12 protein-coding genes are annotated in these 12,469 nt (G+C 66.5%); all 12 read left to right on the top strand.

Annotated features, from left to right (window positions below; genetic code table 11):
* Positions 1 to 1,247, top strand: a 1,247-nt coding sequence (locus V6M49_RS10470) for a thymidine phosphorylase (RefSeq protein ID WP_332761063.1), incomplete at its 5' end; no start/stop codon positions are given.
* 5 nt (positions 1,248 to 1,252) lie between these two features.
* Positions 1,253 to 1,882, top strand: a complete 630-nt coding sequence (locus V6M49_RS10465; protein ID WP_141139840.1) for a DedA family protein — start codon at positions 1,253 to 1,255, stop codon at positions 1,880 to 1,882.
* A 105-nt stretch (positions 1,883 to 1,987) separates the two neighbouring features.
* The gene (locus V6M49_RS10460; protein ID WP_141139841.1) at positions 1,988 to 2,716 is read left to right on the top strand and encodes a DedA family protein; all 729 of its coding nucleotides are present in this window, start codon (positions 1,988 to 1,990) and stop codon (positions 2,714 to 2,716) included.
* A 39-nt stretch (positions 2,717 to 2,755) separates the two neighbouring features.
* A complete protein-coding gene (locus V6M49_RS10455) occupies positions 2,756 to 3,904 on the top strand; it encodes an adenosine deaminase (protein WP_141139842.1) in 1,149 nt (382 codons plus the stop codon).
* Between the two features lie 118 nt (positions 3,905 to 4,022).
* Positions 4,023 to 4,601, top strand: coding sequence for a MazG nucleotide pyrophosphohydrolase domain-containing protein (locus V6M49_RS10450; protein WP_141141996.1), 579 nt, complete (start codon positions 4,023 to 4,025; stop codon positions 4,599 to 4,601).
* Between the two features lie 133 nt (positions 4,602 to 4,734).
* Entirely contained in the window at positions 4,735 to 6,015 is a 1,281-nt protein-coding gene (eno, locus tag V6M49_RS10445; RefSeq protein WP_056343550.1) for a phosphopyruvate hydratase, read from the top strand.
* 134 nt (positions 6,016 to 6,149) lie between these two features.
* A complete protein-coding gene (locus V6M49_RS10440; RefSeq protein WP_332761062.1) occupies positions 6,150 to 6,815 on the top strand; it encodes an FtsB family cell division protein in 666 nt (221 codons plus the stop codon).
* 28 nt (positions 6,816 to 6,843) lie between these two features.
* On the top strand, positions 6,844 to 7,515 hold the full coding sequence (locus tag V6M49_RS10435) for a DUF501 domain-containing protein (protein ID WP_104060972.1): 672 nt from the start codon (positions 6,844 to 6,846) through the stop codon (positions 7,513 to 7,515).
* A complete protein-coding gene (locus tag V6M49_RS10430) occupies positions 7,512 to 8,459 on the top strand; it encodes a Ppx/GppA phosphatase family protein (protein ID WP_332761061.1) in 948 nt (315 codons plus the stop codon). The genes V6M49_RS10435 and V6M49_RS10430 overlap by 4 nt, the downstream gene beginning before the upstream one ends.
* Positions 8,460 to 8,493: 34 nt before the next feature.
* Positions 8,494 to 9,864 carry a S8 family serine peptidase gene (locus tag V6M49_RS10425; protein ID WP_332761060.1) on the top strand — a complete coding sequence of 457 codons (1,371 nt, stop codon included), beginning with the start codon at positions 8,494 to 8,496 and terminating at the stop codon, positions 9,862 to 9,864.
* Between the two features lie 38 nt (positions 9,865 to 9,902).
* Positions 9,903 to 11,402: an NAD(P)/FAD-dependent oxidoreductase gene (locus V6M49_RS10420; protein WP_141139846.1), complete on the top strand. Its 1,500-nt coding sequence runs from the start codon at positions 9,903 to 9,905 to the stop codon at positions 11,400 to 11,402.
* Positions 11,403 to 11,509: 107 nt separating this feature from the next.
* On the top strand, positions 11,510 to 12,454 hold the full coding sequence (locus tag V6M49_RS10415) for an N-acetyltransferase (RefSeq protein WP_332761059.1): 945 nt from the start codon (positions 11,510 to 11,512) through the stop codon (positions 12,452 to 12,454).
* Positions 12,455 to 12,469: the final 15 nt, after the last annotated feature.

The following is a 12,469-nucleotide window of genomic DNA, read 5'->3' as shown; positions in this document are numbered from 1 at the left end:
TGAGCCCGGAGCAGATCGACTGGACCATTGACGCGTACACCCGCGGGGTCATCGCCGACGAACAGATGGCCGCGTTGAACATGGCCATCCTGCTCAACGGCATGGACCGCGCCGAAATTTCGCGCTGGACGGCGGCGATGATCGCCTCGGGCGAACGGATGGACTTCGGCGGCCTCCGGCGGCCCGACGGCGGTGTGAAGGCTACCAGCGACAAGCATTCCACCGGGGGAGTGGGGGACAAGATCACGCTGCCGCTGGCACCGCTGGTGGCAGTGTTCGGCGTGGCCGTGCCGCAGCTGTCCGGGCGCGGGCTGGGCCACACCGGCGGCACACTGGACAAGCTGGAATCGATCCCCGGCTGGCGGGCGGCCCTAAGCAACGACGAAATCATGGCGCAGCTTCAGGACGTGGGCGCCGTGATCTGCGCTGCAGGGGCGGGGCTGGCGCCGGCGGACAAGAAGCTCTATGCACTGCGGGACGTCACCGGCACGGTCGAGGCGATCCCGCTGATCGCCTCCTCGATCATGAGCAAGAAGATCGCCGAGGGCACGGGGTCCCTGGTCCTGGACGTGAAGGTGGGCAGCGGAGCCTTTATGAAGGACGAGGCCCGGGCACGCGAACTGGCCGAAACCATGGTGGCCCTCGGCAAGGACGCGGGAGTGAACACCGTGGCCCTGCTGACTAACATGAGCACCCCGCTCGGCCTCACGGCAGGCAATGCGATCGAAGTGGAGGAATCCGTGGAGGTCCTTGCAGGCGGCGGCCCGGAAGACGTCGTCGAACTCACCGTCCGGCTGGCCGAAGAGATGCTGGCCTGCGCTGGCGTACACGACGCCGATCCGCGCGCCGCGTTGAAGGACGGCCGGGCCATGGACCTCTGGAACCGGATGATCGAAGCGCAGGGCGGAGATCCGCGCGCCAAGCTGCCGGTCGCCAAGGAATCCGAGGTCATCTACGCCCCGGCCGACGGCGTCCTGGTGGGGCTCGATGCCTTGGCAGTGGGCGTTGCGGCGTGGCGCCTCGGCGCGGGACGTGCCCGCAAGGAAGACGCCGTCCAGGCCGGTGCAGGGATCCGCATGCATGCAAAGCCCGGTGCCACGGTCCGTGCCGGCGAGCCGCTGATGACGCTGCTCACGGACACGCCGGAAAAGTTCGCGCGCGCCAAGGAATCCCTTGAACACGCCGTCACGGTTGCCCCGGAAGGGTCGCGCCCGGCCCAGCAGCTCATCATCGACCGAATAGCATAGGGACAATGCAGGCCATCAATGAATTCATCCTTGCCGCCGCCGGGCAGCCGTGGGTGCTCCTCCTTGTGCTGGCCTGCTGCCTGATCGACGGTTTTTTCCCGCCAATCCCCAGCGAATCCGTGGTGGTGGGCCTGTCCGCCGTTGCCGCGACCGCGGACGTCCCCAATCCCTGGCTTCTGATGGCCGTCGCGGGCCTGGGCGCTTTCTCAGGCGACAACATCGCCTACCTCATTGGACGCCGGGTGGGTACCCGGCGTTGGCACTGGATGCGCGGACCGCGGATGCAAAGTGCCTTCCGCTGGGCAGGAGACGAGCTGAGGAAGCGTCCGGCGTCGCTCATCCTGGTGGCGCGGTTCATCCCGATCGGAAGAGTCGCCGTCAACCTCACCGCGGGCGTGACCCACTATTCGCACGTGCGCTTCGTCGGCCTGACGGTCCTGTCCGCCACGCTCTGGGCCTCCTACTCGGTGGGTATCGGGCTGTTCTTCGGCCAGTGGTTCGAAAACAACCATCTCCTCGGCGCGGCCATCGCCATCGTCTGCGCCGTGGGCCTTGGAATCGTGGTGGATCTGATCATTAACCGCATCCGGGGAAAGGCTCCTGTGGTGGAGCGGCTGAAGGATCCGGAAGCCTAGGGTTTGTGGCTCCCGCGCGTAGCGGGCGGGGTCCAGGGCATGGGACACTGAAGAGCGACTTACGTCACTTCCGGCTGCATCATTTCGTCTAGGAGCAAGACCCGCGTGGAGTTTATTAATGAGGCCGTGCTCCATGCAGCGGGCCAATGGTGGATCTACCCGGTCCTTCTGGTGTTCTTCTTCATCGACGGCTTTGCCATGGTGGTCCCCAGCGAGACGCTGATTGTGGCGTTGGCCGCGTTTTCCCGGCACAGCGGTGAACCGAATCTCTGGATCCTGGGCGCGACTGCCCTGGTTGGTGCCATCGCCGGTGACAACATGGCCTTTATGCTCGGCCGCAGGATCGGCCTTGACCGCTGGAAGTGGATGCGGCGCCCTAAAGTGCAGAAGGCCTTCGGCTGGGCACGGTATGAACTCGAAAAACGCGGCGCCGTCCTGATTTTCACCGCGCGCTACATTCCCTGGGGCCGGGTGGCGGTCAACTATGTGGCCGGCAGCACCGGCTTCGCGCACCGCCGGTTCTTCCTGCTGGACGCCTTCGCCTGCATCACCTGGGTGGGGTACTCAATCGGCATCGGGATCCTGGCCAGTTCGTTCCCCTGGCTCCACCACAACCCGCTGCTCAGCGCAGGCATTGCCGTGGTGTTCGCGATTGTGCTGGGCATCCTGATCGACCACCTGCTGCGCTGGTGGCACAAGCACTTGGCCCGCAATGACGCCGAAACCGTGGATGAATGGCTCGACGGCGGCCCGGAAGGTTCCCTGCCGGCGCACACCGCGGCTTCTCCGCTGCTGGCGTCTGCCCCGGCCGAGGCGGAGCAGCTGGGAAAGTAGCGGCTGGCATAAGCCGCCTGCCGACCCTAAGGTTGGATGGTGACTGAGCCTATTGTTGACGCTGCCCCTGCCATCGATTTCGACCTGAAGAGCCTGCCTAAGGTTTCGCTCCACGACCACCTGGACGGTGGTCTCCGTCCAGCCACCATCATCGAACTGGCCGAGGCCGTTGGCCACACGCTGCCCTCCACGGACCCGGTGGCCCTGGGCGAGTGGTTCCGCGAGTCCGCCGACTCCGGCTCGCTGGTCCGCTACCTGGAAACGTTCGACCACACGGTCGCCGTGATGCAGACCAAGGAAGGCCTCATCCGCGTCGCCAAGGAATTCGTGGAAGACCTCGCGGACGACGGCGTGGTGTACGGCGAAGTGCGCTGGGCGCCGGAGCAGCACCTCCAGAAGGGCCTGTCCCTGGACGAGGCTGTTGAAGCAGTCCAGGAAGGCCTCGAAGCCGGCGTCGACGCCGTGAGCGAAAGCGGTCGCGAAATCCAGGTGGGCCAGCTGATCACCGCCATGCGGCACGCGGACCGTGGCCAGGAAATCGCCGAACTGGCTGTCCGCCACCGCAACAAGGGCGCTGTGGGCTTTGACATCGCCGGAGCAGAAGACGGCTTCCTCCCGTCCCGGTTCAAGGACGCCTTCACGTACCTCGCCCAGCACAACTTCCCCGCGACGGTGCACGCCGGCGAGGCCGCCGGACTCGAAAGCATCCAGTCCGCCCTCGTTGACGGCCGGGCACTGCGCCTGGGCCACGGCGTCCGGATCGCCGAGGACATCATGGTGGAGTTCGACGACGAAGACGACGAGGCCGCGGGCGACGACGACAGCATCGGCCTGGTCACGCTGGGCGATCTGTCCAGCTGGGTCCGTGACCGGGGCATCGCCCTGGAGATCTGCCCGTCATCGAATCTCCAGACCGGAGCGATCGCCGGATTCGGCGAGGGCATTGAGAGCCACCCGCTGGACATGCTGTACCAGCTGGGCTTCAACGTCACCATCAACACCGACAACCGGCTGATGAGCGGCGTCACCCTGACGGACGAGTTCGAGCTCCTCGTGGAAACCTTCGACTACGACCTCGACGATCTGCTGGAGCTCACGCTGAACGCTGCCGAGGCCTCCTTCCTGCCGCTTGAAGAGAAGGAAGCGTTAGTGGAGTACATCAACGACGCCTACGACAACCTTGGCTGAGCACGCTCCCATCGATCGGCTGGTCGCTGGGCCCACGGCAGCCGGGGTCCCCGGGCGAGCTTGCGAGCTGGGGGAGCTGTTGGGGATCGTGGCCCAGCTGCGGGAGCACTGCCCGTGGATGGGCGCCCTCACCCATGCCTCGCTGGTGGAGTACCTCCTGGAGGAGGCCTTCGAGGTTGCCGAGACCATCGAGACCGGCGCGGATGACGTGGAGCTTCGCGGCGAACTGGGCGATGTGCTGCTTCAAGTGGTGCTGCACGCCCGGCTCGCCGAGGAGCGCGGCACGTTCATGTTCGACGACGTCGCACGCGGGCTGAGTGCCAAAATGGTCCGCCGCAATCCCCATGTCTTCCGGCCTGACGGCACGCTGCAGGACACTTTCCCTGCCTCGGTGGCCGAGATTGTCCGGAAGTGGGACGCCGTGAAGACTGCGGAACGTCCGGAGCGAACGGGGCCCTTTGAAGGGATCCCGGACGCGCTGCCGGCCCTGGCGAAGGCGCAGAAGTTCCTTGACCGGGCCGAGCGGGCCGGAACTGTGGTTGAGCTTGCGGAAACCCCGGAAGTCGAAACCGCAACGACGGAGGAGGAGCTCGGCGACCTGCTGCTCGCCGTCGTCGGCTCTGCCCGTGCCAAGGGATTCGACGCCGAACGGGCCCTCCGGGGCGCCATTCGGCGGCAGTTCGCGTCGCCATCATGACGTCCGGGTGATGGATAGGGTTCCGTAACCTGCACCACTCTCGACTAGGCTTGGTCCCTGACGAGGACGTCCCAGATTTAACGCTTTTTCCAGCTGTTCGTTCCCCCCAAAATCGCCCATAAGGAGCACATCCATGGCGCTTATCGATGCCATCCACGCCCGCGAAATCCTCGATTCCCGCGGAAACCCGACCGTAGAAGTTGAAGTACTGCTCTCCGACGGCCAGATCGGCCGCGCGGCAGTACCGTCCGGTGCCTCCACCGGTGAGCACGAGGCTGTTGAGCTCCGTGACGGAGACAAGGGACGTTACCTCGGCAAGGGTGTCCAGAAGGCCGTTGACGCTGTCATCGACCAGATCGCTCCGGCACTGACCGGCTTCGACGCCACCGACCAGCGCAGCATCGACCAGGCCATGATCGACCTGGACGGCACCCCCAACAAGGCCAAGCTCGGCGCCAACGCCATCCTGGGCGTTTCGCTGGCCGTTGCCAACGCCGCTGCCGCCTCCGCAGACCTGCCGCTGTACAAGTACCTGGGCGGCCCCAACGCGCACGTCCTGCCGGTTCCGCTGATGAACATCCTCAACGGTGGCTCGCACGCCGACTCCGACGTGGACATCCAGGAATTCATGATCGTGCCGATCGGCGCCGAGACGTTCTCCGAGGGCCTCCGCTGGGGCGTCGAGGTCTACCACAACCTCAAGTCCGTCCTGCAGGCCAAGGGCCTGTCCACCGGCCTGGGTGACGAAGGTGGCTTCGCGCCTAACCTGCCGTCCAACCGTGCTGCGCTGGACCTGATCCAGGAAGCCATCACGAACGCCGGCTACACCCCGGGCAAGGACATCGCCCTGGCACTGGACGTCGCCTCCTCCGAGTTCTTCAAGGACGGCGCCTACCAGTTCGAGGGCAAGGCACTGTCCGCCACCGAGATGAGCGCCTACTACGCCGAGCTCGTGGCCGACTACCCGCTGGTTTCCATCGAGGATCCCCTGGATGAGAACGACTGGGACGGCTGGAAGACCCTCACCGACAGCATCGGTGACAAGGTCCAGCTCGTCGGCGATGACCTCTTCGTCACCAACCCGGCCATCCTGCAGCGCGGCATCGACACCAAGACCGCCAACTCCCTGCTGGTCAAGGTCAACCAGATCGGTTCACTGACCGAAACGCTGGACGCCGTCAGCCTGGCCCAGCGCGCCGGTTACACCACCATCACCTCGCACCGCTCCGGCGAGACCGAGGACACCACCATCGCCGACATCTCGGTGGCCACCAATGCCGGCCAGATCAAGACCGGTGCCCCGGCACGCTCGGAGCGCGTTGCCAAGTACAACCAGCTCCTGCGCATCGAAGAAGAACTCGACGACGCCGCACGCTACGCCGGCCGCAGCGCTTTCCCGCGTTTCAAGGGCTAGTAGCCGCGTAAACCTCTGACCGGTGGCTATGGTTGAACGACCATAGCCACCGGTTTTTGTTTAGCCGGCATTGATTGAGCCGGCATCAAGCGCAGAGTTGCGGCCAGAGGCAGGCCGCACGTTTCAGGAGTGTCATGGCCACCCGCCGTCCCAAAGTTCCCAAAGCCGCTTCGAGGCATCAGGCCACCACGGACCCAGCCACGGAAGACGCCGGCGTCATCCGCGCCGATTTTGGCGGTACACCCAGCAGCGCAAAGGGCGGGAACACGGGCAAAACCGGCCCGGCGTCCAGCGCCGGAACATCCGCATCGGACACCAGGCTCCCGGCAAGCAAAGGGCAGGGGGGCGGCCGCAGCGGTAACGCCGCGGGCAAGACACGGAAGCCTGACACCACGCAGGATGACAGCCAGCCGGTGCCCGCCAAGGCGTTCTCCGGCCGCATGCTGGCACTCGCGGTGGTCATGATTGCCATCACCATCATGCTGGCCCCCACCGTGAAGATCTTCTTCGACAAACGCGCCGAACTCGCCGCCCTCAGCGCCGATATCGCCGCCCGCCAGGCCGAGCAGGACGCCCTGCGGCAGCAGATCTCACGGTGGCAGGATCCGAACTACGTGAAACAGCAGGCCCGCGACCGCATTAACATGGTTATGCCGGGTGAATCCGGCTACTGGGTCTTCGGCAGCGATCTGCCGGCCGGAACAAGCAGTAGCCTGACCGCCACAGCAGCACAAGACCCCGCCGATCTGCCGTGGGTGGATTCCCTGTGGGAGTCCATCAGGCGTGCGGCCACAGACTGAACAGCTAGAGGAAGGATGGCCCGCGCCAGTGGAAGAAAACACGGCGACTGCGCCGGAGAAGTCCCGCCAGCCATCAGCACACGATCTTGAAGTACTCAGCAGGCAGTTGGGACGGCCGGTGCGCGATGTGGTGGAAATCCCGGCGCGCTGCGTCTGTGGCAACCCCCTCGTCGCCGCCACCGCACCGCGGCTGAGCAACGGGACGCCGTTTCCCACCACATTTTATCTGACCCACCCCGTCATCACGTCGGCGGTTTCCCGGCTGGAAGCTGCCGGGCTGATGAACGACATGAATGAACGCCTGAGCGCCGATGAGCCCCTCGCGGCCGCCTACCGTGCGGCGCACGAGGACTATCTCGGAGCCCGCGCGGCCATCGGCGAGCGTTCCGGCATCGGCGCCGTCCCGGAAATTGACGGCATCTCCGCCGGCGGCATGCCCACCCGGGTCAAATGCCTCCACGTCCTGGTGGGCCACTCCCTCGCGGCAGGTCCCGGCGTGAACCCGCTGGGGGATGAGGCCATTGCCGGCATCAGTGAATGGTGGACAACGGACCGCTGCTATTGCGACGGCGCCTGGGACACCGCAGGGGAGGCCCCGTCAAAGGATCTCAGCCGCCACGGACCCCAGGGCCTGCCGGAGATCGTGGGCCGGCCCGCTCCGGTCCGCAAGACAGCAAGCGCTGACGGGGCAGGGGCATGACCCGCGTCGCCGCCATCGACTGCGGCACGAACTCGCTCCGCCTGCTCATCGCCGACATCGACCGCAGCAACGGGACAGCGAAGCTCACCGACGTTGTCCGCGAGATGCGGGTTGTCCGGCTGGGCCAGGGCGTGGACGCCACCGGCGAACTTGCCCCTGAGGCACTGGAGCGCACCTTCGCGGCCACACGGGAATACGCAGCCATGATCCGTGAGCATGGCGCCGACTCCATCCGTTTTGTGGCAACCTCGGCCAGCCGGGACGCGCGCAACCGCCAGGTTTTTGTGGACGGGATCCGGGAACTGCTGGGCGTTGAGCCGGAAGTTATCTCGGGCGATGAAGAAGCTGCCCTGTCGTTCGCCGGGGCCAGCAGCGTGCTGCCCATCCTTGACGGCGAGCAGGTGCTGGTGGTGGACCTCGGCGGCGGCAGCACGGAGTTCGTCCTAGGTACCGCCAGCGGTGTTACGGCCGCCAAGTCCGTGGATGTCGGCTGCGTCCGCCTGACCGAACGGCACCTGCAGGACGATCCGCCCACGGCGGAGCAGATCGCCGCCGCGGAAGCCGACATCGATGCCGCCATCGCCCGGGCGGGGCTGGACGTTCCGCTGGAACGCGCCACAGCCGTCGTCGGGGTGGCCGGCTCGATCACCACCATCACCGCCCATGCCCTGCGGCTTCCGGAGTATTCGCCGGCGGCGATCCACGGGACGGAATTGTCCATCGGCACCATCACCGAAGCCGCTACTGACCTCCTCCACCTGACCAGGCGGGAACGTGCCGAACTGGCGTACATGCACCCCGGCCGCGTCGACGTCATGGGTGCCGGCGGGCTGGTGTGGCGGCGCATCCTGGAGCGGCTGAATGAACTCACTGCGGGCCGGATCGTCACGGCCACGGCCAGTGAACACGATATTCTTGACGGAATTGCCCTGAGCATCCACTAACCAGGCCTTCAGCCAACCAAGCATGGGAACCCACATGACCAGAGCAACAGCACGGTTCCGCCGGGCCGCGTCAGCTCTCCTGGCGATGACCCTTGCCGGCGTCAGCCTGGCCGCCGGACTGACCCTGGCGCCCGCGGCCATGGCCGACGCCGAACGGGACAAGCAGTACTGGCTTGGCGAATCCGGAATTACGAAGGCCTGGGAGGTTTCCAAGGGCGCGGGTGTCAAGATCGCGGTGATCGACAGCGGCGTGGATGCCCAGCACCCTGACCTGAAGGGCGCCGTCACCGGAGGCTTCGACGTGTCCGGGGCCGGCACTCCCAACGGGCAGAAAAGCCTGGGGGTCAAGCCGGAACACGGGACCCTGGTGGCCACTATCCTGGCCGGCCGCGGACACCAGCCGGCCGGCGCCACCGCCTCGCCCAAACCAGGCCTGGCTGCCGGTCCGGACGGCATGATTGGCGTGGCTCCTGAGGCTGAGATCCTGTCCGTGTCAACGTGGCTGGGATCGGCCAACCCCGCGGGCAAGAGTGATCAGGACCAGATCCCGGAAGCGGTCCGTTGGGCCGTGGACAACGGGGCCAAAGTCATTAACATTTCGCTGGGCAGCGCAACGCCGCAGTGGCCCCAGAGCTGGGACGCTGCCTTCCTCTATGCCGAGCAGAAGGATGTGGTGATCGTTGCCGCCGCCGGAAACCGGATCGGCGGCAACCTCCAGGTCGGCGCGCCCGCCACTATCCCCGGCGTCCTCACCGTCGCCGGCCTGGACCGCAAGGGCACAGCGAGCGTCGACTCGTCCTCCCAGGGGATCAGCATCGGTGTGGCGGCCCCGGCTGAAAACCTGCTGGGCGGGCTGCCGGGCGGCGGCTACGCAGAATGGGCGGGAACGTCCGGAGCTGCCCCGATCGTTGCCGGTGTGGCCGCGCTCATCCGTTCCAAGTGGCCGGAGATGAGCGCCAAGCAGGTCATCAACCGGATCGTCAGCACGGCCAAGGACGCCGGTCCTGCCGGAAAAGACCCGCTGTACGGCTTTGGCGTGCTGAACGCCGAGGCTGCCCTGAAGGACTCCGTCCCGGAAGCCGCCGCCAACCCGCTCGGCTCCATCGCGGACTGGATCCGCGTGCACCGCCGCGGCAACCTGGGTGCGCCGGCGCCGGTGCCCACCGACGAAGTGGCAAGTGCCGTTCCCACGCTGCCCGAACCCACTGTGCCCGCGGCGAAGGCGCCCTCACAGCGGGACAGTGCCGTGGGCGCCGCCGTCGTGATCGGTTCAGTGATCCTCTTTGTGGTGATCATCGGGGCAGCCGTCCTCCAGCTGCGGAGGGCTGCCCGTAACCCCGGAGCAGCGCGCGAGGAACCCGATACCGGCGCGTTCCAAACCGTTGATTCAGGCGGCAAATCGTAGTTAGTGAAGATTTTCACAAACTGTTGTATCCTTAAATCATGGCAACCACCCCAGAGCTCCAGGACCGTCCCAGGGTACTCGTCGTCGGCGGCGGGTACGTCGGCCTGTACGTAGCACTCAAACTGCAGAAGAAGATCGCGAATGCCGGTGGCATCGTCACCCTCGTGGATCCACTGCCCTACATGACTTACCAGCCCTTCCTGCCCGAAGTGGCCGGCGGCAACATCGAGGCCCGCCACGCAGTGGTCTCGCACCGCCAGCACCTGAAGCAGACTGAACTCATCCAGGGCAGCGTCACCTCGATCGACCACGCCAACCGCACCGCCGTCGTGGCGCCCGCGGACGGTGGAGAACACATCGAGATCCCCTACTTCGACATCGTGGTGGCCGCAGGCGCCATCACCCGCACCTTCCCCATCAAGGGCCTGGCGGACAAGGGCATCGGCCTGAAGACCATCGAAGAGGCCGTGGCCCTTCGCAACAAGGTGCTTGAGCGACTCGAAGCCGCGTCCACCATCGCGGACCCTGCTGCCCGTGCCAAGGCGCTGACCTTCGTGGTTGTCGGTGGCGGCTTCGCCGGCATCGAGTGCATCGCCGAAATGGAAGACCTGGCCCGCGCCGCGGTCAAGAACAACCCCCGCATCCGTCAGGAAGAAGTTCGCTTCGTCCTGGTTGAAGCCATGGGCCGCATCATGCCCGAGGTCACGGCACCGCAGGCCGAATGGGTTGTGGAGCACCTCCGCAGCCGCGGCATCGAGGTCCTGCTGAACACCTCCCTGGACAGCGCTGAGGGCTCCCTGAAGCTCATCAACCTCCCGGACAAGTCCTTTGCCCAGGAATTCGAAGCCGACACACTCGTCTGGACTGCCGGCGTGCAGGCCAACCCGATGATCCGCTCCTCCGACTTCCCGCTGGAACCGCGCGGCCGCGTCCGGGTCCTGCCGGACCTCCGCATCGCCGGCGATGAAGGCATCATCGACAACGCCTGGGCTGCCGGCGACATCGCCGCAGTGCCGGACCTTACGGGCAGCGGCCTGCCGGACGGCACCTGCGTCCCGAACGCCCAGCACGCACTGCGCCAGGCCAAGCGCCTCGCCAAGAACCTCTGGGCTTCGCGCTGGGACAAGCCGCTGAAGGATTACAAGCACAAGAACCTGGGTGCTGTGGCTGGCTTCGGCGAGTGGAAGGGTGTCGCGAACATCAACCTCGTGGGCCGCATTGGCCTCAAGGGCCCGCTCGCCTGGCTGGCCCACCGCGGCTACCACGGTATGGCCATGCCTACCATGGAGCGCAAGGTCCGCGTCATCATGGGTTGGATCCTCGCGTTCTTTATGGGCCGCGACACCACCCAGCTGATCGACCTCGACAACCCGCGCGGTGCCTTCGTGGCCGCTGCCACACCGGCTCCCAAGCCGGCTGCGGCTGCTCCCGCCCCGGCGGCCAGCGCGCCGGAGGCATCCGCCGGAGCGGCAAAGCCCGGCTCTGCGGAGGCCACCAGCGTGGACCCCAAGCAGTCGGTCACCGCGGACGCCAAGTAACACCGGCATCCCGACGCAGCATTTGTAACGCCCGACGGCGGCTGTCCCCTTGAGGGATAGCCGCCGTTTTGGCGTTTCCCGCCTGGTGTCCCTTCTAGACTGGCAGCATGACTGGCGAAAAGAACCTCCAGACCCTGCTGGCAACACTGAAACCGGTACTGCGGGAGGGGGAGTACGTCTACGTCCTGTGGCCGCATGGCAGGCCGCTCGAGCCCGGCATCGAAGCTGCCGTCCGTGAGGCCGAGGGCCTGACGGTCGTCCTGCCGCGGGAAAGGGCAGACAGCCTGGGGCTGCACTACGACTTTGTGGCGGCCTGGATCACGCTGGAAGTGCACTCTGCGCTGGAGGCTGTTGGCCTGACCGCCGCCGTGGGGAAGGCCCTGACCGACGCCAGGATCAGCTGCAACGTGCTGGCCGGCTTCCACCACGACCACCTGCTGGTGCCGCTGGCGGACGCACCACGCGCCGTCGAAGCCCTAGCTGAGCTGTCAGCGGCCAGCCGGCACGTGCCGCGGCCCGAGCTGCTGCTCAGGAACGAGACGGCTGCGGACAGGGACAAGATCCTCGCATTGACGGGCGAGGCGTTCGCGGTCTCCCCGGTCACGGGCCTGCCGGTGGACGGGGAGCCCGGGGAGGTGGACGTGCTCCGCCGCCTCTTCGAGTGCGAGGACTACCTGCCCGAGTTCAGCGTGGTGGCGGTGCTCGACGACGAGATAGTCGGCCATGTGATCAGCACACGGGGCTGGGTGGGCGACTACGGGTTGCTGGGGCTCGGGCCCATCGGTGTGACACCCAGGCTCCAGCGCCATGGGATCGGCACTGCCCTCATGAACGACACGATTGCCCGGGCCAACGCGGCGGGGGAAGGCGGGATTGCGCTGCTGGGCAGCACCGAATACTACCCGCGCTTCGGCTTTGTCCCGGCTGCGTCCTTCGGCGTCCTCCCTCCCGACGCCGCCTGGGGGGACCACTTCCAGCTGCTCCCGCTGGCGGTCTGGCCCGGCGGGGTCCACGGGACGTTCCGGTACGCCGGACCGCTTGCGGGCGAATGACGGGATACCATAGAC

The organism is Pseudarthrobacter sp. (assembly GCF_036675385.1).
In the GTDB taxonomy this organism is placed as follows: domain Bacteria; phylum Actinomycetota; class Actinomycetes; order Actinomycetales; family Micrococcaceae; genus Arthrobacter.
Note: the sequence above shows the minus strand (reverse complement) of the source record. Positions and strands in the feature narration are given on the sequence as shown.

What these genes read in the sequence shown, in the direction of transcription:
- V6M49_RS10415 (WP_332761059.1), top strand. Translation starts at nt 11,510, where the DNA reads ATGACTGGCGAAAAGAACCTCCAGACCCTGCTGGCAACACTGAAACCG.
- V6M49_RS10450 (WP_141141996.1), top strand. Translation starts at nt 4,023, where the DNA reads ATGGGCGCCCTCACCCATGCCTCGCTGGTGGAGTACCTCCTGGAGGAG.
- V6M49_RS10440 (WP_332761062.1), top strand. Translation starts at nt 6,150, where the DNA reads ATGGCCACCCGCCGTCCCAAAGTTCCCAAAGCCGCTTCGAGGCATCAG.
- eno (WP_056343550.1), top strand. Translation starts at nt 4,735, where the DNA reads ATGGCGCTTATCGATGCCATCCACGCCCGCGAAATCCTCGATTCCCGC.
- V6M49_RS10430 (WP_332761061.1), top strand. Translation starts at nt 7,512, where the DNA reads ATGACCCGCGTCGCCGCCATCGACTGCGGCACGAACTCGCTCCGCCTG.
- V6M49_RS10425 (WP_332761060.1), top strand. Translation starts at nt 8,494, where the DNA reads ATGACCAGAGCAACAGCACGGTTCCGCCGGGCCGCGTCAGCTCTCCTG.
- V6M49_RS10420 (WP_141139846.1), top strand. Translation starts at nt 9,903, where the DNA reads ATGGCAACCACCCCAGAGCTCCAGGACCGTCCCAGGGTACTCGTCGTC.
- V6M49_RS10465 (WP_141139840.1), top strand. Translation starts at nt 1,253, where the DNA reads ATGCAGGCCATCAATGAATTCATCCTTGCCGCCGCCGGGCAGCCGTGG.